Below are 25,421 nucleotides of genomic sequence, written 5' to 3' on the forward strand. Positions count from 1 at the left end.
AACCATGTACAGCGACAATTGGATTCAGGAGTTGGCCAAACTAGAACAAAATCAACAACCTTGTGTAATGGTAACTGTACTGGAAACAACAGGTTCTGTACCAAGAAATGCGGGAACCAAAATGCTGATTACCGAAGATAGATTGATCGCAACCATTGGAGGTGGCCACCTTGAACACTTGGCAACACAGATCGCGCGCGACATGCTCTCTTTTGGCCAAACATCTCCGAAAATAGAGCGGTTTAATCTTGGTGCCAAATTAGGCCAATGCTGTGGGGGCGTGGCAACCTTAAGTTTTGAGCCGGTCGGCTTTCACTCAAACTCTTTGGTCATTTTTGGTGCCGGCCATGTCTCCCAAGCCCTTATACATGTTGTGTCAACACTCCCATTCCATATCACTTGGGTTGACCAGCGTAGTGACATCTTTCCTGATTTAGTCCCAAGTAATGTGACAAAGGTTGTCTCTGATGACCCTATTTTTGAAGTCCGAGAGCAAGCTCCCCAAAGCTACTATTTAGTCATGACACACAACCATCAGCTCGATTTCGATCTGACAAAAGCTATCTTGGACCGAGCTGACAGCCTGTACCTTGGCGTCATCGGTTCAAAATCGAAGCGAAAACGATTCCATATGCGCTTATCTCAACGAGGGTATTCAAAGCAACAAATCCATTCTCTTACTTGTCCGATTGGCATAAATGAGATCAGCGGTAAGCACCCTGCCGAAATAGCTGTGTCTGTTGCTGGAGAGCTGATAACGCACTATCAAGGCAGGACTAAACATCTGCAAGTCGCTGAATCAAATGAGAAAAGTGGCAGTTCAGCACCAGAAAAAATCGCCTAATTACCGACTGCAGCCAAGAAAGGAAGTCTATATGGCAAGTCAACGCAAAGCATATCGCGCGAGTATCCTGCATTGTATCGCCGATCCCAAAGACGTCGGTCTCGACAACTGTTATGAGTTTTTTGAAGATGGTCTTATCGTCATTGAAGATGGATACATAGTCGATATTGGCGAGTCAAATAAACTAATGAAAACGGTGCCAAAGAACATTCCCATCCAAGAGTATGAGAATAAACTTATTACCTCAGGATTTATCGACACTCATATTCATTATCCTCAAATTGGGATTATCGCTTCCTATGGTGAACAGTTACTCGATTGGTTAGAAAACTACACTTTTCCAGAAGAAATGCGTTTTAGCGATCCTCAATACGCTAGAGATATGGCCAACTTATTTTTCCAACAGCTGATGAGTAACGGAACCACGACAGCCTTAGTTTTTGGTACCGTACATAAACAATCTGTGGATATTTTTTTCGAAGAGGCACATAAGCGCCGCCTACGAATGATCGCGGGAAAAGTGCTCATGGACCAAAATGCTCCCCCAGAACTAACCGATACTCCGGAGTCGGCTTATCAAGACTCAAAAGCATTAATTGAAAAATGGCACAACAAAGACAGGCTGCTCTACGCAGTTACACCTCGTTTTGCCCCCACCAGCAGTCCACAACAACTTAAAATGGCGGGTAAACTGTTAAAAGAATTCCCAGATGTTTATATGCATACGCACCTGTCTGAAAACCTTAAAGAGATTGATTGGGTCAAAGCGCTTTTCCCTGAACGCGCTGGCTATCTGGATGTGTATGATCATTATGGCCTTTTGCATAAGCGTTCCGTCTTTGCTCATGGCATTCACCTATCGGATCATGAATGCCAGCGCCTGGCACAAACTCATTCATCGGTTGCATTTTGCCCAACTTCAAACCTTTTTCTCGGTTCAGGCTTATTCAACCTTTCCAAGTTAGAAAGTCATCAAGTACGAGTCGGTATGGGGACCGACGTAGGCGCAGGCACCAGCTTCTCTCTATTACAAACCATGAACGAAGCATACAAAATCATGCAGCTTCAGCAAGAGAAACTGCATCCACTAAAGTCGCTCTATTTGGCAACGTTAGGAGGAGCAAAAGCACTGCACCTAGAAGATAAAATAGGCAACCTCAAAGTCGGTAAAGAAGCGGACTTTGTCGTGCTCGATCTACACGCAACGTCGCTGTTTACGATGAGAATGAAGCAAGCCAAAACGCTAGAAGAGCGATTGTTTGTACTTATGATGCTTGGAGATGAACGCAACATACATCAAACCTACATTATGGGAGAAAAAGCCTTTCAAACAGGCTCGATAGGCGATTAATAAATTTAGACGAAAACTCCAAAATAAGAACTCGGTCAGTATCAGTATTTTTTATTCTTATAAGTATCTATAAAACATTAACTTATCTTTTGGCTATGGTCGGCATAAAATTTGCTAATTACTTGATACTGGCGGCATTTATTATGTCTGAAAAGATTAGATTACTGAATCCTCAACAAGCTCACTTTCTCGACACAGGGGGAGGAAATAGCTTATATGCTGACAAACTCATCGCCCAATATCAGGGCTGTTTTGTCGATATTGTTGAACCTGACTCGCATATGAACACCAAGAACAAACCCAATGATCATAAAGTCTTAGCAAATAGTGTCTATCAGGAGTTAAAGGGACTGCAAGATTACGATATGATCCAGTTTAACTGGGTACTGCACCACTTTATTGCTCATTCCTATGCAGAAACCCACGCTCTAGAGCTAGAAGGACTGAGATCAGCCTACAATATGCTTGGATCTGAGGGCATAGTGATCATCTTTGAAAACTTCTATGAAGGGAAAGAGCATACCAATTCACCAGGAAAGCTAATTTACCAGTTAACCTCATCTAAGTTACTCAAGCCTGTTACTTCTGCGCTCGGTGCTAACACAGCAGGAGTGGGTGTCTGCTTCAACTCTGAGTTACACTGGCGAGAGGCAATTGATAAAAGCAGGTTTCAACAGCGTCTTCTCAGCACACTGCTATGATTTGGGCACCCTAAACCCATTTAAGAAACGGATACTTGGCATCGAAAATCAGCGTGTCGGTATGATAGTGGGTATAAAAACTCGCTAAACGAATGGTGGAAAAAAGCTTACCCCAGATTCTGGGCATGCTTATCGAGTATGCCCTTTAACCATTCCAATTTAAAAGGCTTACCAAGAACATTACTGAACCCTTGTTCCAAGTATTGCTCCACATCACTATCAAACGTGTTAGCAGTTAGGGCAATAATTGGTGTATTTGGCGCAAGGCCTTCAGACTTGATTCGCTTTACAGCTTCTAGGCCATCCATTACAGGCATCTGTATATCCATAAAGATGATGTCGAAGCTTTGCTGACGCAATACATCGAGACATTCTTGCCCATTGTTGACCGTTGTTGTTTCTACGCTCAATGTCGACAACATTTTTTCCGCCACTATTTGATTCATGCGAATATCTTCCACCAGCATGGCTGAGATCTTTCTTTGCTCAGGCTGTGCTTCAGCATTGTTATTGTTACTGTCAGAAGTGGACACTGATAACATCACTTCCTCTTGTAAATGATCGATCAAATTTAACAAATTATAAGGCTTACTTAGCAATCTCGTGTTATCTAACAAAGGCATAGTAGTGTTCAGATGACCATAGACCAATATAGAATCAGGCTTGGTCTCAACGAATTGATTAAGTTGATCACCCAATTGCTCTCCATTGCTAAGGTAATACAATAATGTCGAGCCTTGCGGATCATAAAGACCCAAAGCGTCTAATTCTCGAATTATCAATGAGCGTACACCTTGGTGACTGGCAATAACTTGTACCGATTTCTTTTCCCATAACGGGTTCAGCAAAGGCTTTTCTTCAATTATCTGTGTAGGTATGTTGACGACGAACTCGCTGCCTTGCCCGAGTTCACTGCTTACTTGTATTCTACCGCCAAACATAGAGACTAAAGATTGACAGATGGATAGCCCAAGTCCCGTTCCTCCATACTTTCGTGTGATCGATTCATCAGCTTGAGTAAATTCTTGAAACACTTTGTCAAGCTGCTCCTGGGTCATCCCTATACCACTATCTTTCACACAAATGTTGAGTTGAGTTTGGTCCTCTTGCTTCACAATAGAGATGGATAAGTCAACAAATCCCTTCTCGGTGAACTTAAGGGCGTTATAACCTAAATTATTGATAATTTGTACAAGCTTGGTTTTATCTGAACGAATTTTATAATTGCTTGTTAGGCCTGTACTATAAAAAACCTCTACATCACGCTGCTTATCAAAATTCACAAATACGGTTTTGGACACATCAATAAGCTCGCTGATATAAAAGTCACCGTAAGATATCGCCGAACGACCTTTTTCTATTTTGCTCAAATCCAAAACATTGTTGATAAGCTTTAGAAGATGTTCACCCGAGCTATTGATCATAGCGATAAAATGGCGTGTCTGCTCATCTAATGATTGATAATACTCCTTTTGACTCAAGCCAATAATCGCATTAAGAGGCGTGCGCATTTCATGCGACATATTGGCCAAGAAGCGAGCTTTAGCACTTGCGCTTTGCTCAGCATTTTTTTTGGCTTCCTCCATGATTTTTGTTTTATTTTCTAGAGCTTTCCCCAAACGTATTTGGTTCAAGTACATCCGGGAAATAACACCAATCATTAACATAGAACACAAAAGGATAATGCCCAAATAAACGTACTGCTTGTTGTAAAATGACTCTTTAAAATCAAGGAATTCCGCCTGCCTGTGCTGAACGCTGTTCACAAATCCCGCCAGATAGGCGTTCAGTCGCTTGTAGGATCTATCAAACAAAGCGATGACACTTTGAGCGCTTTGTATATCACCCAAAGTGAGCTTGTCTATACCGTCAAAAGCTTGAGCGATTTGGTCATTGATCTGCTTGAGTTCATTGACATCACCATAATCAGAGTGCAAGTCAAGCGTTCTTTCTGCGAGTAAATCATGGTAGATGCTCGCTCGAAACACTTTAGATTTGAACTTGAGCTGTGCCAGATGTTTTTTGTCCCTATGAGAAGTATAGGTAAGGATGGCTGCCTTTACAGTTAGCAACTTAGTTTTTGCGGTGATATTATTGTTAATGATGGTGACATAGGGCTCTGGTGTCACCTCTTTTATTTTCGATACTGAGAAAAAAACGTAAACAATAACCGCCACTAAAACAAGACAAAGTGCCGAGATAATAGCAACGAAGTGTCGACCTCTTTCCCAGAAACTCTCGCTCATGTAAGCTACTCGATGATCAAGTCACGCACCTGCCAAACTGACAATGCATAGTACAAATCCTTATCTAACTCAGGATGTTCTACAAACGGAAAAACGATGAAAAAAGGCCCTTTTCCATCAATGGTCATCTTAATCCCATCTTCATGAGTGGCAAGAAGGACGCCGTACTTTCTAATATCTGCTATCAGGATAGTAGCCACATAGTCATCCCAAGCGACCACTTTAAGTGATGACCCTTTGGCCCCGACATAATCAAGCAAAGCACTCAGTTTAGGCCCTTTGTATTCGAGCGCTTTTGCAACAACATGGTTGTGAGTAGTGATGGTCCCCTGCTCTAGCTGTTTGATCATCTTACTATCAAATTCAACGCCATCCGGGCTATTAGACTCAGTGATCTTGCCAGATACCCAGAGTATTGGCTCTCCTTCTGGGGCTGGCAGGGCTAAAACCACATTGGCAAACAGCAATCCAATACTCATCAAACTGACAACAACGGCTTGGCGCATAGTAACCTCTCAGAAATGATACAGGTTTTATTTTCAAGACTTATGACTTTGTCTTTTAGTATAGACGAAGATTAGGCCATACTTAGCGAGTCTGCTTGATTCAACTGATTGATGCGAAATACAAAATATCGCATCCCACGACAACATCTCAATCTAACTTACTCCTTCTCAGGCCTCTCTTGCGCCGCCCAGGCTCCGATCAGAGCACGTTCTTCATCTGTCATTTGGGTATTATTACCCGGTGGCATCACCTTACTCTGAACCGACTGAATGATGATAGAGGGGAGATGACGTACAATGTCTTGTGGGGTATCAAACATCACACCCGCAGGTGCGGTTGAAAATAACGGGTTGGAAGGTGCGGTAGAATGACAAACCGTGCAACGCAGCCGAATGACATCATTGACCTCCTCAAAGCTAATAAGCCTCCTTTTCACATCATCCACGCTCGCCATAGCGACATCATGAGTTTTCTCTTGAGCGTTGCCTGTACTTTTATATGGTGAGGAGACAAAGGCCAGTATAATCATTCCCAGCGCAGCTGCAGGGATGAGCCAAATAAACTTCTGACTGAGATGACGAGTATTAAAATAATGACGCAACATAATACCCACAAAAGATAAACCGGCCAAAATAGCCCAGTTAAAACTTGAGCCATAAGTACTAGGAAAGTGATTACTGATCATAATAAATAGGACAGGAAGCGTCATGTAGTTGTTGTGCCTAGAACGAAGTAACGCTTTTGCAGGCAATGCGGGATCAGGTGGTCGCTGCTCTTGTATTGCCTTAACCAGATCACGCTGAGCAGGTATGATAACCCGAAAGACGTTACCGACCATAATGGTACCTATCATGGCGCCAATATGAATATAGGCCCCGCGGCCACTAAAAACTTGAACCATTCCATAACTAGCGGTCATAAAGAAGGTAAACAGCACCAATGCCAATACTATAGGGTAGTTTCTCAGCGCCGAGTCACTCAGCGCGTCATAGACAAACCACCCCACAAAAAGTGATAGGATACCAAGTACCACAGAAGCAGGGGCAGAGAGCATAGAGTCAGGGGCCATAAGATAGAGCTCAGCATTCAAATAGTAGACAACACATAAAAGCAGCATGCCCGTTATCCACGTAAAATAGGCTTCCCATTTAAACCAGTGCAAATGCTCTGGCATGTTGTTCGGGGCGAGCTGATATTTTTCAAGATGGTAGATACCGCCACCATGAATAGCCCACAAATCGCCTGCTAACCCTTGCTTTGGGTTAATTCGATTTAAGTTATTTTCCAACCAAACAAAATAGAAAGAGGCACCAATCCAAGCAATACCCACCACCATATGAGCCCAACGAATTGCTAAATTCAGCCACTCTGTGATATGAGGATCCATAGTGAGCTCCTGTTTAACACCAGCTTAATCCTAATAAAGTGGAAGCAGGGATCGATTCTTTGTGCAACTCAACCGCACCGCCATCACATGCTTTAGTCTCACAATTATCCCCGGCCCCATCTCGATCAATAACCAGTAATTGATCCCGTTCCACCAATGCGAGTAAAGGGAAGTGCCAAACGCCTTTGAAATAGTTCACCCCTTGACGACCATTGGTAACAAATGCCCTAATTTTAGAAGACTTTGGGCTATCACCTTCTGGTGCAACAAGGATTAAAAACGGGTTTCCTAGAAGTGGGATAAAAGCCTGCGATCCAAGTGGATGACGCTCCAGTGAGTCAATGATTAGTGGAAAGCTTGGGATACGTGCTTTGAAGATACTGATAATGGCCTCCCCACCTTCATCCAGCACATCCGCCGTCGCAAGCTTATGGTAGCGGTGCGCAAGGCCATTATTGATACTGGTGTACTGGCGGTTATCGATCTCAATCACTTCACCAAAGGCAGCAAACTCTTGCGGTGTGAGCGTCTCAACAATTAACCGTCTTGATTTAATCACCATCGCTTTACCACCTTTACGCCTTGGTACCAAATAAACGTAAGCGGCTGATGCCTCCATCCGGAAAAATATTTAATCGTACGTGAGTCACTGGCCCCAAACCCACGACTTCTGCGGTAAATTCATGAATATCATCGGCGTTGAGTTTTTGAGGAGGTAATAACTCAGACCAAAGCGCGCTTTGACTTATCAATGCCTCGCCTGTCTCATCTTCAACATAAGCAGCTTGAATCGAGCAATAGTCAGGAAAGTTACCTTTAAAATGCCCTGTATCCACCACCACACACTCGATATTTCCGGCGTGTCCCAACTCGACAAGTACCCAATCGTTACCCGGCGTTCTTCTGCGAGCCGTTTCCCAACCATCTCCCATATTTTCGCCTCGCCCAACTCCCAAAATATTGGATTTATTGCCGTAATGTTGGTCGCTGCATGCCAATGCGCGGCCACCATTTTCAACCGCTGCAAGATCAACCCTTTGTCTATGATCCAAACCTTGCCAATCGACACTGGGGCGGCCATAAACTCGTAAACGAGCTACACCACCATCAGGATAAATGTTGAGACGTAAGTGAGTGTATACTTCGTCGCTATCGATTTTCTCTATGTGGTGACTGTTACCATATAACGTCATTTTAGGTAGGATTTCTTGCCATTGAGTCAGCGCACACGGATCGCCATCAGGCCAATAGCAGGCATCAATTGATGCTGCAGGCGGAAAATTTCCGGTAAAAAAAGAGGTATCGATATCTACGCCTGAAACCACCCCAATTAAGCCAAGGCGCACAATACAAAAATCATGGCCTTCTTCACGTTTACGACGACTTTCCCAGCCATCCATCCATTTTCCATTTTCATCGTAAACGCCTTCTCGCCATTTGGGATCAGCCCGCCGTATCAAACGACTTTTATCCGCAAAGAAGTCATCCGTGGCATAAATCACCTGAGCACCAAGCTTCTCATCAGCAAGATTAATATAATGTTCAACGTCTAATGACATGGCGGTACCCTCACCAATCTACTTGCACATCAGTGCTTGTTTACCAGAGTTCAGAAAGTGGCTCATTTACATATCTCGTAAACGAAATAGCGCAATCTTATTCACTTCTTCAAGAGCTAGAGCAAATTCAAACTCAGGTTCATTATCAATTCTGGTTTTAAAGCCATCGATAATTTGTGCTCTATTCGCCCCCTTCACAGCCATAATGAAGGGAAAATTAAAGCGGCTTTTGTATCTATCATTTAACTCAGTAAATAACTTAAACTCCTCCAAAGTACATTGGCTAAGTCCAGCCCCTGCTTGCTCTTTGTGAGAAGAATGACTCAACTGCTTTTCTATTGCAGCCCGCCCTGCTAAATCTGGATGGGCACAAATAACACCAAGCTGCTTATTTCTATCAGCTTGAATGAGTACTTGGGCCATGCGTTGGTGTAAGAACTCAATGTCATCGTCTTTTTCGCTTAGCCCTTGTCGGTAAGAAGATTCCGCAATCCAAGGGCTGTGCTCATACACCTCACCAAACTGATCAACAAATTCAGTCAAGGACATGCTTGAAGGCGTGCATGAACTAAACTGGGTCATCTTAGTTCTCTCCCACACAATATGGATGGTGCTGATGCCAATGCCGAGCAATATCAATCCGCCGACATACCCATACTTTTTCCTTTGCTTGAACATAATCCAAAAAGCGCTTTAACGCTGCAATTCGCCCAGGACGACCAATCAAGCGACAGTGCAGACCGACAGACATCATTTTTGGCGCCAACGCTCCTTCATCATATAAAACATCGAAACTGTCTTTTAAATACTGGAAGAACTGCTCACCACTATTAAAGCCTTGTGTGGTGGCGAAACGCATGTCATTGACATCCAAAGTATAAGGAATCACTAATTGAGGACGCTCTGTATGTGTATGCCAATAAGGCAAATCATCATCATACGCATCAGAGTCGTATAAAAAGCCGCCTTCTTCTGCAACCAAGCGGCGAGTATTGGGGCTGGTCCTGCCAGTATACCAACCCAGCGGACGAGTGCCCGTCACTTGTTCGATAATACGTATCGCTTTGGCCATATGCTCTCGCTCGAGCGCCTCTTCCATGTCCTGGTAGTCAATCCAGCGATATCCATGACTACATATTTCATGTCCTGCTTTTACCATTGCTCTGGCCACATCCGGGTGACGCTCAATCGCCATGGCAACCGCAAAAACTGTCAAGGGAAATGAATATTGCTCAAACAAACGTAAAACACGCCATACGCCGGCGCGACTACCATATTCGTAGATAGACTCCATGCTGATATGCCGAGCACTTGGAATGGGCATAGCAGCAGGAATGTCAGATAAGAAGGACTCGGATTCATCATCGCCATGTAAGAGGCAACGTTCGCCTCCTTCTTCGTAATTGAGCACAAATGACAGCGCAACACGTGCGCCATCCGGCCACTTAGGATGAGGCGGATTGGCGCCATAGCCAATCAAGTCTCTGTCATAGGCCTCATCCATACCAGCTCCTTGGCATTAAGTTATCAAAACACTCAGTAATCCTATAAATTTAGCCTATACAAAAAATATGAGATAGAAGAGCACCTTGTGACTTTGTAATATCAAACGATCGACTTCTCTTAAAATAATTCGGTATTGTCTCAAATTCAAAACAGACTAATGACAGTATTAACATTAAAATGCCAGATCTTTATGGATAAATAACGAGACTGAATCGAGCGCTTATTTATCCCCTAAACACCTAGAATTCGAAGTAGGTCATTGTTATGAAGCAGTTAACAACCCTATTGGTACTTTGCGTTAGCGCGCTCTCTCACCCAGCATCTGCTAGGAACACTGAGTCATTTGCCAGAGATGCAAACAACAGTCAAACAAGGTTGTTTTCTGATTATGCTTCGTTTTATACCCTAGCTCAGGCACGCTTAGAAGCCATCATTGATACCGAACAACTTCCTACCTCAGACAAAATTCGCCAGCTTTCTTCAGTATTTATCGATGTTCCCTATGCTGCAAATCGGATGATTGGCAGTCAAAATACCGATGAACAGTTAGTCATTAAGCTGGGTGAGCTCGATTGCTTTACCTACCTTGATTACGTTGAAGCCTTGCGAAAATCAGAGCAGCTAGATGACTTCAAAGATAATCTTATCCAAACCCGATACGTTAACGGTAAAGTAGACTTTAAAACCCGACGTCACTTTTTCTCAGACTGGGTAAGTGAAGAAACCTATAACGCCATTGATATCACTGCTGAGTTATCTAACTTTTTTATCAAGGTCACAAAAAATCTCAACCAAAAAGAAAATGGGGACCTGTTTCTAGTTGGCTTACCCATAAAAAGGCGCGACATCACCTACATACCGAGTGACAAGGTGGATGAAGACGTCATAAAAAACATGCGAGATGGAGATTATATTGGCACCTACTCCAATATCGAAGGGCTTGATGTAACTCATACTGGCATTTTTATTCAAACGGATAACGGCCCTGTCTATCGTAACGCGTCTTCCAAACGAGCCAACAATCGCGTGGTGGATACCCCTTTCCTAGAATACGTCAAAGCTATACCCGGTATAGTGGTCTATCGGGCGGTGGATTAGTAACCCAACAACATAATTTTGCTCGTAGTATCATTAATGACCAACCCATTGATCACCAGTTAGTTACACATTTAGGGCTAGAAACAAAATTAGAAGCTTGGCTTCAAGAAGTCATTTAAGTGACAAATACGATCTAGAGAGTCAAAAATTTTATCGACGGTGTTTAGTTGAACTATACGAAATTTCAGAAGCTCTCTAAAAAATCACTATGTAATGCACACAATGCCGCCCTAAATTGAGCGCTGGCCACAATGAATATTGCGCTGTGACCATCAGCAGACAAGTGGGTATTAACCGGATTTATTCCATGTTGCTTCAAAGCACTGCATCCAACTGAAAGCACATCTTCAAAGTCTATCTTGGTTCCAATCGCTGAAAGTAAAGCGACTCGCTGAACAGTTAAGTCACCATCTGGCAACAGTTTTTTAGCCTTTGTTAGTATTTTTCCAAAGTGAGACATCGTACAGTCAAAATAGTAATAAGCTATTTTCCCGATTACATCATGATGCAGTAAACTGATATCCGGCAATGGTAGAAAATGTGAGTTCAGTTTATTTAGATTATTTTCCGTTAAAGTCACTGTTAAAACGCACACCCCCTCTTTACCAGAAATCACTTCAACCCTCGGCTTTTTCGGGCAATGACGACGACTAATAAAAGCCCCTGGATTATCAGGTTCGAAGGTACATTTAACCCGCAGGTCGATATTCTTTTGAGATAACTCCTCGATAGCTACAGGGTGTACGACTTCTTCCGACAATTCTGATAATTGGTTCGCAACTTCATAGCTCAATTGGCCGAGAGGGTTTACCTGGTCAGCACCAATTAATGATGGGTCTCCTGAGCTAAGAAAATGGGACTTGTGTATAATTGCCTGATCGGCTTCAGTAAAGGCTGCAATCTTACTTAGTGTGGTATCTCCATAACGTCGATCATTCTGATAATAGTCTTCAGAATCACAAGAGGTATACGCCGCAACAACCGGAAGCTCATTACTCAAATCCAGATCCCCTAAGTTACTACGAACCTGGCTATCCAGCGATTTGTGTGGATCACTCGGTGAACCAGCCAAATCTATAAACTTGGTTTTAACACCGTAACACTCTGCCTTCAACGCCGTATTAAAAGCACTATGAGCTTCGCCTATAGATGCTAGTCGACCTCGAATATGCCCCATATACTGGTGAGTAGGTAAGTTCTGTTCTCTGTCATTCATTGATAGATGATGTCGAATCCACTGACGTGTTCGAGACACACGCTCTAATATGAAATCATCAGCTTCTCTGCGAAGCATAGGGTCAGCAAATAGACTGTCATTGACGAATAACAGTCTCTGAATAACGCTATCAAGCTTGCCTTCCCATTCACTTCCCTCACACAAGGTATACTGGTACACCCCTGCTTCATTTGTGCTCTTATTTTCCAAAAGAGCATCTGTTATGCCCTTATATGCAGGCACCACTAAAATTCTGTTGTATCTATCTTTGGGTTCAGGCTTAAGAATGACGTTGTCCAAGACATCATCAAAAGCAGACATTGATGAACCACTCACTTTTTCCACAGTATGAGGCATACTCCCATCCTTTGTCTTTGTGGCAATCTAATCAACTCTAACAACATTAAATTATTTAGACAACTAAATATAATACATACAATGATACACTATAAAAAGTAGATAATTAGGCAGATAAAGGAGTAATCTTAGATATTAATCATTTTTAATTATTTTGATGTCTAATCTTTTTGTCTAACAAACTCACGGAGATGAAGAGGACTTGGGGCTCATACGACAAATCGACACCACCAACAAAAAGTGAGTCAACATTAAATAACTAAGGTAGCCATATATGCATTGTGTCGTGGCGCAGAAGAAAGACAGCTACTCCTTATCAAAGCTATCTACAACGATTGCTCCCATTGAGGCGGGCATAGAGATAATAATGACGCGTTTAATCGCAACGAATGGGTCGGAGAGCAGAGGGAATTTATTGATACACAGTAAGACCAAGATAACCACTAAAGCAGTGATCAGATAAGCGATAACTATACGGAGTACAAATACAAATTTACGATGGGCAATATTACGCTCAAAGACACTCTCAAAGGTATACAAAGTGAGAAATATTAGTGACAGAAAAAACAGCATTACTAAGTTTAGTAATGGTAGAGTTTCACCCAAACGCCAAGCTTCTTCTGAAAAAGAGATTGGGACGGCTAATGCAAACGCACCAACAAATATTTGACTTGCATCTTGGAAGTTAAAGCTATATTTCATGGCAGTCCTTATACTCAATTGAGTCCAGATGTCCAACTGAACGCTGTTACTCATCAATAAACTAGAGCAGTAAGCACAAGATAGTAAACTTCAGAAACACATGCCACACGAGCCCAAAAAGATAACGAGCCAACGACAAGTAGGCAGAATAACACTGACTTATTGAGATGAGGTCCCTACCGAATAAGAGACCTAGTATGTTTACCTAAGCAGCAGTTGACCGTTTTATTTGGCATTGATAAATTGTTCAGCATTTGCAAATAACCTATCACAAACCTTTTTTTGTTTGGCATATTCTGGAGTTCCTTCACTCATTGTATCCAGAAGGTCTTTCGCCTTGTTATATTCTGCCACCATAGCGGAAAATCGTTCTTCGAAGTTATTTTTCCGTATTCTTGTATTTAATTTTTTCATTGGTTTTCGCATGTTTACCTCACAGATCCCACAACTTTTTCTGTTCACGTTCCAGTAGGATGTCTTCGATTTTTTTTCTTATTTTATGAATACTTTCTTTGCGATCATCGTTGATGTTATCTTCAACATTGATGGTTTTTAATTTACGACCTGTTGGTTTTTTCAACGCCTAGTCTCCTTTGCACGATGAAATAGTAAAGTTTCCCAAGACCATACCCTGTGAATTTTTTATTTCACCCGTATTTTCGGACTCACAAAATGAAAAATTCAGATTAAAGAAGTTCGCATTTGCTTTGGGGAGAATATGACGTTGCAACACGTCGCTGTTGAGCTGATTTATGGTCGATGACCATGATTCTTTATTGTGATAAAGATAATATCTGATTTGGTACAATTAATTTCTTCTCTTTTGGTATTTTTTGCTCACGCAAAACATAATACCAATACACTTTTCTTCGATTCATTCTACTCCTTATTCAACATACAAAGGGAGATCTCACCATCACTAGGAAAAGAGCAAGATCTCGCTTAGGCTCTTAGAGAACAGTAACGTCAGCAGCTTGTGGGCCTTTACCGCCCTGCTCTACGTTGAAAGACACTTTTTGGCCTTCTGCAAGCGTTTTAAAGCCATCAGTGGCAATTGATCTAAAGTGAACAAATAGGTCGGCACCGCCGTTGTCTGGAGTGATAAATCCAAAACCTTTAGTTTCATTAAACCATTTTACTGAGCCAGTTGTTTTATTTGACATGAATATCTCGATAGATTGTTTAAATAAATAAGCGAGCTACTAAATAAGGAATGAAGAAAAAGGTATCGCAGAAAAGAGATGACGAATCAAATCGGAAGACAACTGAGAAAGTCTTGAACTAAATAAACTATTAATAGCTCACCATATGAGCTGACGAACACTATACACTATCTCGAAGCAATAGATATCTTTTTCTTAAAATTTTACCAAAACCCGCTAAAATAGCGTTGTCATTGTTAAAATTGACGTTTGCTCCCCTGACTAAGAAACCTGTATAAGAATTAGTTTAGACATGTCGTTTGCTCTTTTCTGGTGAACCCCAAGGTGAAAATGATCCCTCCAATAATAGCGACCCAATACGCCCAACTATGACCATAACTAGCACTAACGGCTAAAGCGGCAGCTCCCCCTGCCATTGATTGCTGTAAGAAACCACATAGGGCGATACTGTGGGCGCCATTGTGAGCCGAATTACTTGCTGCAAGAGACATACTATTTGGAAAAATCACTGCCTGACCAAAAATGATTAATAAATACAAAGACATATAACCACTAGTAAGGAACTTATTTGGTAATGATTCACTGAACAACCAGAGCGCCAGCATAAGTAGAGCGCCCGTTAAAATGATGTATGACCCTCGATTCATTAGTTGTTGACTACCGACAATGGTGACATTACGTTTGACATACAGAGATCCGAAGAAATAAGCCACACCAATCACAAGACCAAACAAACCAAACTCTTGGCTAGACAGGTGGAGGTCATGATCGAAAATAAATGGACTGACTTCTTGTAAAATCACAATCGAGGCAAAACCCAATCCACCTTGGGTACAAGGAATGAGGAACCCCCGATCCTTTACTATCTGTATGTAACTGTTGCTGGTTTTTGATTTCTGCTGATCACTTTGGGCCGGTCCTTGAAGTTGCAACTTAGTGATGGCGAGCAAAGACAAAGTAGCTATGGATGACAAAATCAAAAAACCGATACGCCAATCGCTGTATTGGGTGAGCATTGACCCAATAAACTGGCCGATACCCAACGCTGCAATAAATGACATCGATAATAAAGACAATTTTTTCGTGAGCGCATCACCATTCCAGTTATCTCTCACGATAATTCGAGCAATGATCGCAGCGCCGCCAGCTCCTGCCCCTTGTATCACCCTAGCAATCAGTAAACATGCGAGAGACTGGGTAAAATAAAGAACGATACTGGCGGTAATAAACACAACTAAGGCCATTGAAAGAGAAGATTTCCGACCGTACTTTTCTGCAGCATGCCCCCAGTAAATCACAGGCAGCGCGGCGCCAATCACAAAAAGAGAAATGGACAACTCTGCTAAGTGACGGCTGATGGCTAATTCACCAGCGACTTGGGGTAAGGCAGGCAAATAAAGGGTTGTAGCCATCTGTGCCATTAACACTAATACACAAGAAAACAGCATGACGAATCGGTTGCTTTGACTACACATATAATTCCCTATATTTTTGCGAGTGCTGATTCAGTACCAATAAAAGTTCAATTTTTTAATTATCAATCCATTAGTAGTAAATATTATATAATTATTAATTTATATCAGTGACTAAAGTAGAATTTAATGATTTATCAATTGACTTGATTACCATAATTTTTTGTATATCAAAACATCATTAATACACAAAAAAATACCACTAAGAACAACTCCTAACATGAATATCTCATTAAATAAATGGCGATCGTAATGAGTGAAGTAAGGCAAATAACGGCATGATTCCTTCTAAGTTCGAAATGTTTACTTTACCTTCTTAATTTTCACTCCATACCAATAGACAGGCCAATACTTCCGGAACCAATGTTATTAATAATTGCCGCAATCAATACCAAGCCTAAACTCCCAACTAATACTGGAGTTATTAAGAAATCAAACCCAATTGTGGTTTGGCCTGACAATATAATCACTAGTGGGTTTGCTCCAGCAGGTGGGTGAACAACGCGAAAGAGTTGCATTAGCATAATGGCGGCACCGACTGCCAGTGCGGCTATATATAGAGAGTCCCCAAAACTATGTAAGAAAACTAAGCCTATAGACGCAGTCACCAAATGCCCTATTACTACATTACGTGGCTGCGCAAGCGGTGATGCGGGAGCTGCAAATAGAAGAACACAACTAGCACCGAACGGAGCCATTATCAAAGGTAATTCACTAATCTGACTTAGATAACCAAGAACCAATATACTAAGCGTTCCTCCTATTAGACCTTTTATTAACTGTTCAGCTGAAGCTTTAGGGGGTAGAGCCCCGCCTCCATTAAGTTTTGCCATTTTACGACTCCTTACAAGTGTACTTAGATTAACGATAATTAATGTGGTAAGATTCATAGAGGTGTACAGATCTGTACACCCACGTAAAGCATCTTATATACTACTGGCATGATCATCAAATACTTTTTATTAGAATTTATTATGACCAATAAAAAAGAATACATTCTAGATATTGCTGAAGAGTTGTTCGGAGCACGGGGATACACCGCTGTTGGCGTCGATATGATCCGAGATAAGGCGGAGGTCTCCAAAACATCCATGTACAAACATTTTGGTTCAAAAAATAAACTTATTGAGGCTGTGTTGATAAGACGACATCATCGCTTTATAAGAGAACTAACCGCTGTGGTATCTTCTGAAAGAAATCAAGAGAGCCGGATGAATGCCATCTTGGACTGGCACTTCTCTTGGTTTCAGTCAGTGAGTTTCAAAGGATGTATGTTTATGCACGCCTTAGCTGAATTCAAAGATAGCGATGATTCATTAGCTCAACATGCAACACAACATAAAGAATGGCTAAAATCTCTGATAGCTAGTACATTTGAGCCAGATACAAAAGAGCTGGAGGAAAAATCCGAGGCTATTATGACCTTTCTAGAAGGTATGATTATTCGGGCAGAGTTTAGTGGGTTAGGTGGTTACGAAGAGGTATATCGTTTAGGCGCCAGAGCGTTATCTCTCATGACCTTTTCGTCTGATAAGTAGGTGTCATAAAAAAGTACACGATTATATTTGCAAGTGCTGAAATAACCGCTTCTCTCGGACTTTAACAACAACTAAAACACTCAAGTCAAATTAAGATGGCTAGCTTTTAAGCCTTCGCTGCCTGTATGTAAGACAGCGAAGGCATAAAGCTTAAATGTCTTTAAGGTACTTGCTGATACCTTCTTTAATCTCTCCCTCCAAATGACCAAGGAAGTGGCCGATTTTTTCCTTTTCTAACTCTTTAATAACGTCGAGATTAGGTTTAAATAGGGTGCCATCAAAGTATTTAGCTTCGCTTCCATCCCCATCTGGAGAGCAATGATCCACATCGATAGATTCACGCCATCTTTGGGCATGGGTTCTCCATTCTTCAGTATTAACGAGCTCAGGCTGAGTAAACCAGACATTCCAAGTCAGCACATTACCCATTTGCAGCATATTGCCTGAGCCTAAATTAAACACATCCATGATCAGCTTATTAAACTCATCAACCACTGGATAACCCGTCCTTAAAGGCGCTCCGATTTCTACACCCAAATGCCCGACACTCCACGCCTGTGGATGTTTAGCAAAATCAGGAATATCAAAATCGCTACTTTCACCTTTAAGAAGTGGGAATATCGGCTGGTCCGCTTGCCCCACTTTATGGGTATAAACAACAATCGCGCTCGATTTTCGAAAAGGAAAAGGTTGTTTACTCTTTTCAAAGTGAGACCATAACAACTTAACAATGGGGTTTTGCAATGCACTCGGGCTAAACCAAATTTTGCCCACCACACTCATATCCGCTGCCAGCCCACGATCGGTTTCATTCACCCAGCCTCGCTGACCTGTCACTGTGACTTCAACATTCATGGTCCCTAGTGAGGGGGAGTAGACCCCTTGCTGAGGACAGATAATCGAATATACTCTCCCTTTATCTGTGTATCCGAGTCTTGAAATATCGGGGGCAAACATCTGAAAGCAGCGTTTTGGGTTTTCGCTGCCTTTTTCGGTTTCCCAACTGAACTCTGGCCACTTCACCGCTTGCTGACGCTGAAGCAAGTCAATATTCGCCATATTGTCTAGCATTGGCAATGAGGTTAGGTTTGGATTAGGGTACGAAAATTCAGGGTTTGACTCTTCAAAACCTCCCTGCCAACCCGGTACAACACCAATATCTTTTTGAATGCCCATAAGCACTATCTTCCTTTTCAGTTAATTCAGCTCTAGCTTCAACAACCAAGAAAAACTTTGACTTCATCAAATAAAGATTCATTAACCTGAGCTGCGGATAAAATTTGGACTCGAGCCTCAATCGTGATCAGAAGGCTTGATAAGCACGGACCATATTAAGGGCCTTGGAATAGTTAACTTAGAAGCTATATTGACTGGCGTCGATGCACGCCAATTGCTTTTTACCCAAAACAGCCCGTAGTTCACTGAATTAGGATTCAGGGAACGTGTAAATTATCAGTGGGAGAACTGGCGGCAGCTATTGCATTAGCTATCAAGACGGCAGAAGTTGCCCAATTCATATTTTGTCTAACTTTTGTACAGGTTATGCTTTGTATCAAGTGGAGAAAACGAACGAATGCGCCCACTTTCCTCAAATCCATACTTTGCAAATGGTACGCTAACTTTATGGCTACACGCCTGACAATCAACCCAGTCAACGTCAATAGTAAATTCAAATTCGTAAATACTTTCAGTTAATCCATCAAGCAACTTACCACTCGTTACAAATGAGTTTGTAAAACTTGAAGCAGGAAAATTAATCTTACATTGCGTAGCAGTACCTGCTTTTATTAACATTGATGGCCCTTCGCCAATTTCCACTCTCTGTGCAGGAGAGAAGCGAGCTTGGTCACTTTGCACGAACCAGCCGGAAATCGAAGTTACCAAAATATCTTTTGAGCCGCTATTAACTATGGCAAAGCGCGGGCTATTGAATTCTCCATTATTATTAATTCTAACAAGATGGAGGGCGTGGTTAACCCTCAAGTGAACCCAATAAAACGTAAATGAGCTTAAACCGAACGCTAGTGCAGAAAAAATGAGTGATACATATTCCATTTTGAGTCCTAAAGTTTTATTAGACGTTTATTTCTCTGGCTGCCATACCGACCAGAAACGTCTAATTCTCTGAGTATTCATAGAAAACCATTCACTAGTGACCGCAATAGTTGCTAAAAACAAGCCTTATCGACTCAAAGTACTATACTCCATGAGCGCAGTTGTGTAGAAACAAAAAAGCCGTGAAAGTACACGGCTAATGATTGGCTTGTTTTTTAAATTCTTCGTACGCTTTCAAAGTATCGAAGTTAACTGAAAATACGCTCAACTTGGCTAGTCTGTCGGCATTTTCTAGAAACTCAGCGTCTATAACCTGTTTTTGACTCTTCAATAGGTCGTTTTCTCGTAAAGACAGATAAATATCCAACGGCTCTCTATTTCCGGTGTTGATATAAACGAGAAAAGATTGATACAAATACTCCTTGTCAGCGTCTGCTATGCACTGCTGAAAAGCTCGGTGTTTTAGCGTTAGCAGCATCGTTTTAATAACTGGTTCAGACTGACTTTCCAGCCACTTGTCACGCATATCACCACTTATTGGCTGAATGGCTGAACACTCTGAGAACTTGGCGTTTAAGGCGTCGTAAGAAGTTTGCACATCGGCAAACGCGCTGGTAGACAATAAAAGTAAACTCGTAGCGAGTCGCATCATATACACACTTCCAAAAGTCTTGCTCTTTGCCTCTTGAGGTTAATCTCGCTTTATCAGCGATACGATTAACGAGTTCTTTTGTTACAAAGTGGCTGCTTGCCATCGCTTGCCCGAACTTTTCCCAATCATGCTCATAAATGGTTTGCAGTCTTTTACCCGCACTCATTCGTCCAGAGAAAATTTGTATAAATTGCGATGATGCAACCGATGTCGCCAACAAATTACCGAGTGCTACTTTTGATTCGATTTCATTCAAATGATTCTGCATATTGCGAGTGATGACCATGTCATCAATTTTGCAATAAGACAAAACACCCATTGTCATATCTCCTGATAAAGAGGAGTTATTGTATATAAAAATTAATCACTTAGAATTGCAGTTTTAATTTTTACGATGAAAGTCAAATTATAAAACTCTCTTAGTTACATCTTTATTTATCAAAGGCCAGTTAATTCTTGATTCTTGGCCTGAATAAGCGCGGTTAAAAATTCAGTCACAGCTCTTATTCTTGTAGAGTGAATAAGGTCGGAATGCACTGCTGACCAAATAGGTTGGTCGCAGCCAACGTCTTTTTGTACGCAGACTAAGCCTTTTTTCTGGCCAATAAAGTGAGGAATAATCGCCATACCTATTCCAGCTTGAACTGCGCTGACTTGCGCAGACATATTGGTTGTCGTCAGTCGGCAAGGTTTGCCACGCAACGTTCTAGCGAGCCACTTTGCAGCCGGAAGCTGCTGATTGTCTTCAGGCCAACCAATAAAGTCATCTTGCTCAAATAGACCAGAGCTTTCACACCTTGGCCTACTCTGCAAATAGCGCTCTGAGGCATAAAGGCCAAACCCAAGATGACCGATACGGCGAATACTGATATTGCCATTGTCTGGCCGAACCATTCGTATCGCGAGATCGGCGTCGCGTTTATGCAAATTCACCACAGAGACACTGGTAACTATTTCAAGGGTTAAATTAGGGTGAGCGTCAATAAAATCAGGCAGTGCTGGAATAATAAGCTCGTCGGCAAGTCCCTGCGCCGTTGCCAGCCTAACATGCCCGCTCACCCTAGTCTCTTTGCCTTTCGCTGCTGCACTGAAGGCAAATCCTGCCTGCTCTAACATTTCTGCTTGCGAGATCAGATCAGCACCATCATCGGTTAAACGATAGCCAAGTTGTGAGCGAGTAAATAGCCGTACCTGCAAGGCATTTTCCAGCCTTTCCAATCGGCGCGAAGTGGTGGCAATGCCAGTACCAAGCAGCTTTGACGCTCCGCTCAATGTACCTGTTCGGGCGATAGCCAAAAACACTCTTGCGTCATCCCAATGTAACTGATTTCCGATATCGGAAATCTGATTGCCACTTTTAAGCATATTCATCTCCATTTTTAGAAATCATACTAGAAAGACTTTCACCAACAAAGCAGGATAAAAATGAAAACACGTAAGTTAGGCAAAGAGTTAGAAGTATCCACCATTGGTTTAGGCTGCATGGGCATGAGTGAGTTTTACGGGCCTCGTGATGACAAAGAATCGATGCAAGTCCTACACAAAGCCGTGGAATTAGGCTGCACCTTACTTGATACCGCAGATACTTATGGTAACCATCACAACGAAGAGCTGATTGGACAGTTTCTACAACAAACGTCAGCGCCCGTTAAGGTTGCGACCAAATGCGGAATTGTTAGACGCCCGGGCGAGTACCAAAGAAGCATAGATAATAGCCCAAGCTATATTCGAACCTCATGTGAGCACTCACTTCGGCGTCTTGGCATTGAATGTATCGACTTATATTACATTCACCGTCTTGATCCAAACGCCTGCATAGAAACAACCATGCAAACTCTCTCTGAACTTGTAAAAGAAGGTAAGATCGCAAACATAGGTTTATCGGAAGTCAGCGCTGCCACGTTAAAAAAAGCGCACGCAGTGCATCCTGTAAGCGCAGTGCAAACCGAATATTCTTTGTGGACTCGGGATGTCGAAAGAGACGTTCTGCCAACATGTAAAGAATTAGGTATTGGCTTTGTGCCCTATTCACCACTCGGACGCGGCTTTTTAACTGGGCGCTTCGATAAAGAGGCCAACTTTGATAAAAACGATGCTCGCCAAGGTCTGCCCAGATTCTCTGCCGATAACCTAGAAGCAAACCGTCCTTTATCGTCTGCTGTCGAGCAAATCGCGCGTCGTCAGTCCTGCTCGCCTGCTCAAGTGGCATTGGCATGGCTTCTAGCACAAGGTGACCATATAGTTCCCATTCCAGGCACAAAAAAAATCCATCACCTTGTCGATAACTTCGGCGCGGCATCAATAAACTTACCTGCTGAAGAGTTGGTCTATTTGGAAACCATACTTAAGGAATTTGAACCTGCAGGTGAGCGTTACACCGCCGAGGGAATGAAAGGGGTAAATGCGTAACTCCAAAGATATTGCAGCGCAATTGTTAAAAAATATGAGCCATCTCAATACGAAATGGCTCACGTTGCTAAGCTATGGTATTTATGATTATACAGCCGTCTTAGCCAATGCCAGTCTAAAAACAGCTCACTGGGTTAAAGTAACACTTCCAATAAAAGCCACCGTCATCATTATCAGCCAGCGCGCTGGGAGAAGAAAAGGCCAATAGTGCTAATCCTGTTAGCCCTAATAATCGTATTTTTGTCATATCAAAACCTCAAAATTTAATGAAAATTTAACAAAAATGAAATAATTCGGGCGAATTTTATACATTGTTTATATGAAATCAAGCGGATTTAGTCAGTTCTCGAACTAGTCTCTTGATCCTATCTTTTACCATTACCACATCGCGAGGTTTCTAAATACCAGACCAGAGACAAAGAATATTTTAGATAAGACGATCCTCAGCTCTGTTTGTACGTAAAACTTTTGTAACTAACTGCATCGGAAGTAGAAATGGAGCGAATCAATCTAGTTTGGCTCAAAAGAGATCTACGTCTAACCGACCACCAGCCGCTTAATCGAGCATTAAACAGCGGAACAAAGACGCTCATACTCTACATTTTTGAACCTGAGCTTTTGGAGGATAAGCATTACTCTGAAAGGCATTGGCGTTTCGTCTGGCAGTCACTTCAAGATATCAATCAAACACTGAATACACACGGCCATCGCATTACCATTATGCAAGGAGAAGCTCTGGCGTGTTTTGAATCTATCGCTGAGGATTACTGTATTGATCACGTATTTTCTCACCAAGAAATTGGCCTTAAAAAAACGTTCGAACGTGATATCAAGCTGGCTAACTGGTTTAAGTCACACCAAATTGAATGGGTTGAAAGTCAGCAAGGCGCTGTGGTTCGCGGTGCCAAAAACAGAGAAAAATGGGATGCTAAGTGGAATAGCACCATGAGAGCCCCAATCGAGCCTATATCTATCACCGCGAGCTCCCCTATTTTGAATTACCAGTGTAAAGATAAGTTTATTTTTACACTGCCTAGTTCATGGCAAAGGGAGGCCGAACCCTTTCAGCATGGTGGAAGCCGATATGCTCATCAAGTACTGAGCAGCTTTTTTAATCACCGCGGCAAAGATTACTTTAAAAATCTCTCCAGCCCCTTGAGTGCGCAGCACGCCTGCTCTCGCCTATCACCCTACCTTGCATGGGGCAATGTATCTTTACGAGAGGTGTATCAGGCACTGCTTGCACATTGGAACAATCCAGGTTGGCGCCGCAGTCTCAGCGCACTCAGCTCTCGGCTACATTGGCACTGTCACTTTATACAAAAGTTTGAGTCAGAGAGTGAAATGGAACACAGGTGCATTAACCATGCGTATGAAGCATTGATAGAGCAAAGTCCAAACGATAAGCGTTTACTTGAAGCGTGGAAAAGCGGGAATACAGGGTTACCCATGGTCGATGCGTGCATGCGCAGCGTCACCCAAACAGGCTACCTCAACTTTCGTATGCGTTCCATGTTAGTGAGTGTGTTAACCCACCATTTCCATTGTGATTGGCGCTTGGGTGTCGCGCATTTAGCTCAGCAGTTTCTCGACTTCGAACCAGGTATTCATTATGCACAGTTTCAGATGCAAGCTGGGGTAACTGGCATCAATACCATACGAATATACAACCCTACCAAACAGGCCCAAGAGCAGGATCCCACCGGGGAATTTATTCGCCAATGGATCCCAGAATTACAGCATGTACCAACACCTTTGTTGTTTGAGCCATGGAAATTAGCACCACTTGAAGCCACCATGTATCAGTTACCTGCAGATAGCCCTTACCTCAATCCTGTCATTGATTTAAAAGCAGAAGCACAAAACGCTAGGCAACGCCTTTGGTCATGGCGAAGTAGACATGATGTTAAAGCCGAAGGCAAACGTATTCTAGCTAGACATGTTAGAGTCGATCGTTGAATCAGCGGTCAAAATCGCTCAGGCCAAATGCATCCCAAGACGAAGGATCACCTTCTTTGGTCAATGGATGCAGCTTTTGATCTGGCTTGGCGTAGCTCAAACGCCCTATTCTCTGGGTCATATGATAGCTATCTAAACCTGATATGGTGACCAGATCGAGCGCTTCTATATCAACATAACCATCTGGCATTACCGCGCTATCTGACACGAGAACATCTTGTATCTCACCAATCACCATCTCTGTTCCATTAACCGCCAGAGTTTGATGGTCAACCAGCCTCATCGCTAATTTCAACGGGCTTTCCATCACAAATGGCGCATTAAAGTCATTAACGTAGTAAGGAGTAAGGTTCGCTTTTTCAAATTCAGATTCAAGCTTACTGTATCGCGCTGATGTTTGGTGAGCCGCTGCGAGAAACTCGTGTGTCACCGCGTTGATGGTATAACACTCGGTAGCCAAAATATTTTCTAATGTATGACGCTCAACGCTACTTGGCCTGATAATGAGCCCCATCAAAGGAGGGGTCGCGCCAAGGTGAAACGCAGAGCTGACAATAGCGAGGTTCTCATTGCCATCACTATCGCGTGTACCAATTAAATTCGCACTTTTAAATCCAGATAAGCTATTGATAAAACGAGCTCGATTCCTAGGTTCCATCATGGCAATGCTATGTGCATCGTAGTTCATTAAGTACTTCC

At 42.4% G+C, this 25,421-nt stretch carries 27 protein-coding genes and 1 pseudogene; 8 read left to right on the forward strand and 20 right to left on the reverse strand.

All coding sequences use genetic code 11. The features are described 5' to 3' along the window. The first annotated feature begins 4 nt into the window (after positions 1-4). The 3 genes from xdhC (at position 5) to MHN79_RS03105 (ending at position 2,896) form a co-directional block, all read left to right on the forward strand. A complete protein-coding gene (gene xdhC, locus MHN79_RS03095; RefSeq protein WP_239171675.1) occupies positions 5-844 on the forward strand; it encodes a xanthine dehydrogenase accessory protein XdhC in 840 nt (279 codons plus the stop codon). 31 nt (positions 845-875) lie between these two features. Then, on the forward strand, positions 876-2,195 hold the full coding sequence (guaD, locus tag MHN79_RS03100) for a guanine deaminase (RefSeq protein ID WP_239171676.1): 1,320 nt from the start codon (positions 876-878) through the stop codon (positions 2,193-2,195). 143 nt (positions 2,196-2,338) lie between these two features. Further along, positions 2,339-2,896, forward strand: coding sequence for a methyltransferase (locus MHN79_RS03105; RefSeq protein ID WP_239171677.1), 558 nt, complete (start codon positions 2,339-2,341; stop codon positions 2,894-2,896). Positions 2,897-3,003: 107 nt separating this feature from the next. Here MHN79_RS03105 and MHN79_RS03110 read toward each other — a convergent pair whose 3' ends face one another. The 7 genes from MHN79_RS03110 to puuE all read right to left on the reverse strand — a co-directional run bounded on the left by MHN79_RS03110 (position 3,004) and on the right by puuE (position 10,099). Continuing rightward, positions 3,004-5,142, reverse strand: a complete 2,139-nt coding sequence (locus MHN79_RS03110; RefSeq protein WP_239171678.1) for an ATP-binding protein — start codon at positions 5,140-5,142, stop codon at positions 3,004-3,006. Positions 5,143-5,147: 5 nt separating this feature from the next. After that, entirely contained in the window at positions 5,148-5,648 is a 501-nt protein-coding gene (locus MHN79_RS03115) for a hypothetical protein (protein ID WP_239171679.1), read from the reverse strand. A 158-nt stretch (positions 5,649-5,806) separates the two neighbouring features. Continuing rightward, complete coding sequence (locus MHN79_RS03120; RefSeq protein WP_239171680.1) at positions 5,807-7,036, reverse strand: urate hydroxylase PuuD; 1,230 nt, start codon at positions 7,034-7,036, stop codon at positions 5,807-5,809. A gap of 13 nt (positions 7,037-7,049) precedes the next feature. Then, positions 7,050-7,598 carry an ureidoglycolate lyase gene (locus tag MHN79_RS03125; RefSeq protein WP_239171681.1) on the reverse strand — a complete coding sequence of 183 codons (549 nt, stop codon included), beginning with the start codon at positions 7,596-7,598 and terminating at the stop codon, positions 7,050-7,052. A gap of 13 nt (positions 7,599-7,611) precedes the next feature. Then, positions 7,612-8,595, reverse strand: coding sequence for an allantoicase (alc, locus tag MHN79_RS03130; protein ID WP_239171682.1), 984 nt, complete (start codon positions 8,593-8,595; stop codon positions 7,612-7,614). Positions 8,596-8,661: 66 nt separating this feature from the next. Next, positions 8,662-9,177: a 2-oxo-4-hydroxy-4-carboxy-5-ureidoimidazoline decarboxylase gene (gene uraD, locus MHN79_RS03135; protein WP_239171683.1), complete on the reverse strand. Its 516-nt coding sequence runs from the start codon at positions 9,175-9,177 to the stop codon at positions 8,662-8,664. 1 nt (position 9,178) lies between these two features. Beyond that, the gene (gene puuE, locus MHN79_RS03140; protein ID WP_239171684.1) at positions 9,179-10,099 is read right to left on the reverse strand and encodes an allantoinase PuuE; all 921 of its coding nucleotides are present in this window, start codon (positions 10,097-10,099) and stop codon (positions 9,179-9,181) included. 266 nt (positions 10,100-10,365) lie between these two features. Between puuE and MHN79_RS03145 the strand changes: the two genes are divergently transcribed. Next, positions 10,366-11,199: an N-acetylmuramoyl-L-alanine amidase-like domain-containing protein gene (locus MHN79_RS03145; RefSeq protein WP_239171685.1), complete on the forward strand. Its 834-nt coding sequence runs from the start codon at positions 10,366-10,368 to the stop codon at positions 11,197-11,199. Positions 11,200-11,383: 184 nt separating this feature from the next. On the opposite strand, the gene MHN79_RS03150 is transcribed toward MHN79_RS03145, so the two are convergent. The 7 genes and pseudogenes from MHN79_RS03150 to MHN79_RS03180 form a co-directional block, all read right to left on the reverse strand. After that, a complete protein-coding gene (locus MHN79_RS03150) occupies positions 11,384-12,772 on the reverse strand; it encodes an aspartate kinase (protein ID WP_239171686.1) in 1,389 nt (462 codons plus the stop codon). A 306-nt stretch (positions 12,773-13,078) separates the two neighbouring features. After that, positions 13,079-13,474, reverse strand: a complete 396-nt coding sequence (locus MHN79_RS03155) for a DUF2391 family protein (RefSeq protein WP_239171687.1) — start codon at positions 13,472-13,474, stop codon at positions 13,079-13,081. Positions 13,475-13,699: 225 nt separating this feature from the next. Then, positions 13,700-13,900: a hypothetical protein gene (locus MHN79_RS03160; RefSeq protein WP_239171688.1), complete on the reverse strand. Its 201-nt coding sequence runs from the start codon at positions 13,898-13,900 to the stop codon at positions 13,700-13,702. A gap of 7 nt (positions 13,901-13,907) precedes the next feature. Further along, complete coding sequence (locus tag MHN79_RS03165) at positions 13,908-14,054, reverse strand: hypothetical protein (protein ID WP_172971877.1); 147 nt, start codon at positions 14,052-14,054, stop codon at positions 13,908-13,910. A 370-nt stretch (positions 14,055-14,424) separates the two neighbouring features. After that, complete coding sequence (locus tag MHN79_RS03170) at positions 14,425-14,637, reverse strand: cold-shock protein (protein WP_114784217.1); 213 nt, start codon at positions 14,635-14,637, stop codon at positions 14,425-14,427. 281 nt (positions 14,638-14,918) lie between these two features. After that, entirely contained in the window at positions 14,919-16,112 is a 1,194-nt protein-coding gene (locus MHN79_RS03175) for an MFS transporter (RefSeq protein ID WP_239171689.1), read from the reverse strand. A 300-nt stretch (positions 16,113-16,412) separates the two neighbouring features. After that, positions 16,413-16,942 (reverse strand): annotated as a pseudogene (locus MHN79_RS03180) (HPP family protein). Between the two features lie 141 nt (positions 16,943-17,083). Between MHN79_RS03180 and MHN79_RS03185 the strand changes: the two are divergent. After that, positions 17,084-17,647: a TetR/AcrR family transcriptional regulator gene (locus MHN79_RS03185; RefSeq protein WP_239171690.1), complete on the forward strand. Its 564-nt coding sequence runs from the start codon at positions 17,084-17,086 to the stop codon at positions 17,645-17,647. A gap of 150 nt (positions 17,648-17,797) precedes the next feature. On the opposite strand, the gene MHN79_RS03190 is transcribed toward MHN79_RS03185, so the two are convergent. From MHN79_RS03190 to MHN79_RS03210, 5 genes are all read right to left on the reverse strand, one after another. Next, positions 17,798-18,823 carry a hypothetical protein gene (locus tag MHN79_RS03190; protein WP_239171691.1) on the reverse strand — a complete coding sequence of 342 codons (1,026 nt, stop codon included), beginning with the start codon at positions 18,821-18,823 and terminating at the stop codon, positions 17,798-17,800. A 348-nt stretch (positions 18,824-19,171) separates the two neighbouring features. Further along, on the reverse strand, positions 19,172-19,702 hold the full coding sequence (locus tag MHN79_RS03195; protein ID WP_239171692.1) for a hypothetical protein: 531 nt from the start codon (positions 19,700-19,702) through the stop codon (positions 19,172-19,174). 196 nt (positions 19,703-19,898) lie between these two features. Beyond that, positions 19,899-20,228 (reverse strand): hypothetical protein, encoded by a 330-nt coding sequence (locus tag MHN79_RS03200; RefSeq protein ID WP_239171693.1) that lies wholly within the window; start codon positions 20,226-20,228, stop codon positions 19,899-19,901. 1 nt (position 20,229) lies between these two features. Next, positions 20,230-20,673 carry a hypothetical protein gene (locus MHN79_RS03205; protein ID WP_239171694.1) on the reverse strand — a complete coding sequence of 148 codons (444 nt, stop codon included), beginning with the start codon at positions 20,671-20,673 and terminating at the stop codon, positions 20,230-20,232. Positions 20,674-20,792: 119 nt separating this feature from the next. Further along, positions 20,793-21,719, reverse strand: a complete 927-nt coding sequence (locus tag MHN79_RS03210) for a LysR family transcriptional regulator (RefSeq protein WP_239171695.1) — start codon at positions 21,717-21,719, stop codon at positions 20,793-20,795. A 60-nt stretch (positions 21,720-21,779) separates the two neighbouring features. Here MHN79_RS03210 and MHN79_RS03215 point away from each other — a divergent pair, with 60 nt between their 5' ends. From MHN79_RS03215 to MHN79_RS03225, 3 genes are all read left to right on the forward strand, one after another. Beyond that, a complete protein-coding gene (locus MHN79_RS03215; RefSeq protein ID WP_239171696.1) occupies positions 21,780-22,763 on the forward strand; it encodes an aldo/keto reductase in 984 nt (327 codons plus the stop codon). Then, positions 22,756-22,971 (forward strand): hypothetical protein, encoded by a 216-nt coding sequence (locus MHN79_RS03220; RefSeq protein ID WP_239171697.1) that lies wholly within the window; start codon positions 22,756-22,758, stop codon positions 22,969-22,971. Before MHN79_RS03215 ends, MHN79_RS03220 begins: the two co-directional genes overlap by 8 nt. Positions 22,972-23,258: 287 nt before the next feature. Then, positions 23,259-24,722, forward strand: coding sequence for a deoxyribodipyrimidine photo-lyase (locus tag MHN79_RS03225; RefSeq protein WP_239171698.1), 1,464 nt, complete (start codon positions 23,259-23,261; stop codon positions 24,720-24,722). A gap of 1 nt (position 24,723) precedes the next feature. On the opposite strand, the gene MHN79_RS03230 is transcribed toward MHN79_RS03225, so the two are convergent. After that, positions 24,724-25,410 (reverse strand): flavin reductase, encoded by a 687-nt coding sequence (locus MHN79_RS03230; protein ID WP_239171699.1) that lies wholly within the window; start codon positions 25,408-25,410, stop codon positions 24,724-24,726. Positions 25,411-25,421 lie beyond the last annotated feature (11 nt).

Source organism: Vibrio sp. Of14-4 (assembly GCF_022347625.1).
Classification (GTDB): domain Bacteria; phylum Pseudomonadota; class Gammaproteobacteria; order Enterobacterales; family Vibrionaceae; genus Vibrio; species Vibrio pristinus.

Coding starts and splice junctions, on each gene's coding strand:
- xdhC (WP_239171675.1), top strand. CDS start 5: ATGTACAGCGACAATTGGATTCAGGAGTTGGCCAAACTAGAACAAAAT.
- guaD (WP_239171676.1), top strand. CDS start 876: ATGGCAAGTCAACGCAAAGCATATCGCGCGAGTATCCTGCATTGTATC.
- MHN79_RS03105 (WP_239171677.1), top strand. CDS start 2,339: ATGTCTGAAAAGATTAGATTACTGAATCCTCAACAAGCTCACTTTCTC.
- MHN79_RS03110 (WP_239171678.1), bottom strand. CDS start 5,142: ATGAGCGAGAGTTTCTGGGAAAGAGGTCGACACTTCGTTGCTATTATC.
- MHN79_RS03115 (WP_239171679.1), bottom strand. CDS start 5,648: ATGCGCCAAGCCGTTGTTGTCAGTTTGATGAGTATTGGATTGCTGTTT.
- MHN79_RS03120 (WP_239171680.1), bottom strand. CDS start 7,036: ATGGATCCTCATATCACAGAGTGGCTGAATTTAGCAATTCGTTGGGCT.
- MHN79_RS03125 (WP_239171681.1), bottom strand. CDS start 7,598: ATGGTGATTAAATCAAGACGGTTAATTGTTGAGACGCTCACACCGCAA.
- alc (WP_239171682.1), bottom strand. CDS start 8,595: ATGTCATTAGACGTTGAACATTATATTAATCTTGCTGATGAGAAGCTT.
- uraD (WP_239171683.1), bottom strand. CDS start 9,177: ATGACCCAGTTTAGTTCATGCACGCCTTCAAGCATGTCCTTGACTGAA.
- puuE (WP_239171684.1), bottom strand. CDS start 10,099: ATGGATGAGGCCTATGACAGAGACTTGATTGGCTATGGCGCCAATCCG.
- MHN79_RS03145 (WP_239171685.1), top strand. CDS start 10,366: ATGAAGCAGTTAACAACCCTATTGGTACTTTGCGTTAGCGCGCTCTCT.
- MHN79_RS03150 (WP_239171686.1), bottom strand. CDS start 12,772: ATGCCTCATACTGTGGAAAAAGTGAGTGGTTCATCAATGTCTGCTTTT.
- MHN79_RS03155 (WP_239171687.1), bottom strand. CDS start 13,474: ATGAAATATAGCTTTAACTTCCAAGATGCAAGTCAAATATTTGTTGGT.
- MHN79_RS03160 (WP_239171688.1), bottom strand. CDS start 13,900: ATGCGAAAACCAATGAAAAAATTAAATACAAGAATACGGAAAAATAAC.
- MHN79_RS03170 (WP_114784217.1), bottom strand. CDS start 14,637: ATGTCAAATAAAACAACTGGCTCAGTAAAATGGTTTAATGAAACTAAA.
- MHN79_RS03175 (WP_239171689.1), bottom strand. CDS start 16,112: ATGTGTAGTCAAAGCAACCGATTCGTCATGCTGTTTTCTTGTGTATTA.
- MHN79_RS03185 (WP_239171690.1), top strand. CDS start 17,084: ATGACCAATAAAAAAGAATACATTCTAGATATTGCTGAAGAGTTGTTC.
- MHN79_RS03190 (WP_239171691.1), bottom strand. CDS start 18,823: ATGGGCATTCAAAAAGATATTGGTGTTGTACCGGGTTGGCAGGGAGGT.
- MHN79_RS03195 (WP_239171692.1), bottom strand. CDS start 19,702: ATGGAATATGTATCACTCATTTTTTCTGCACTAGCGTTCGGTTTAAGC.
- MHN79_RS03200 (WP_239171693.1), bottom strand. CDS start 20,228: ATGCGTGACAAGTGGCTGGAAAGTCAGTCTGAACCAGTTATTAAAACG.
- MHN79_RS03205 (WP_239171694.1), bottom strand. CDS start 20,673: ATGGGTGTTTTGTCTTATTGCAAAATTGATGACATGGTCATCACTCGC.
- MHN79_RS03210 (WP_239171695.1), bottom strand. CDS start 21,719: ATGCTTAAAAGTGGCAATCAGATTTCCGATATCGGAAATCAGTTACAT.
- MHN79_RS03215 (WP_239171696.1), top strand. CDS start 21,780: ATGAAAACACGTAAGTTAGGCAAAGAGTTAGAAGTATCCACCATTGGT.
- MHN79_RS03220 (WP_239171697.1), top strand. CDS start 22,756: ATGCGTAACTCCAAAGATATTGCAGCGCAATTGTTAAAAAATATGAGC.
- MHN79_RS03225 (WP_239171698.1), top strand. CDS start 23,259: ATGGAGCGAATCAATCTAGTTTGGCTCAAAAGAGATCTACGTCTAACC.
- MHN79_RS03230 (WP_239171699.1), bottom strand. CDS start 25,410: ATGAACTACGATGCACATAGCATTGCCATGATGGAACCTAGGAATCGA.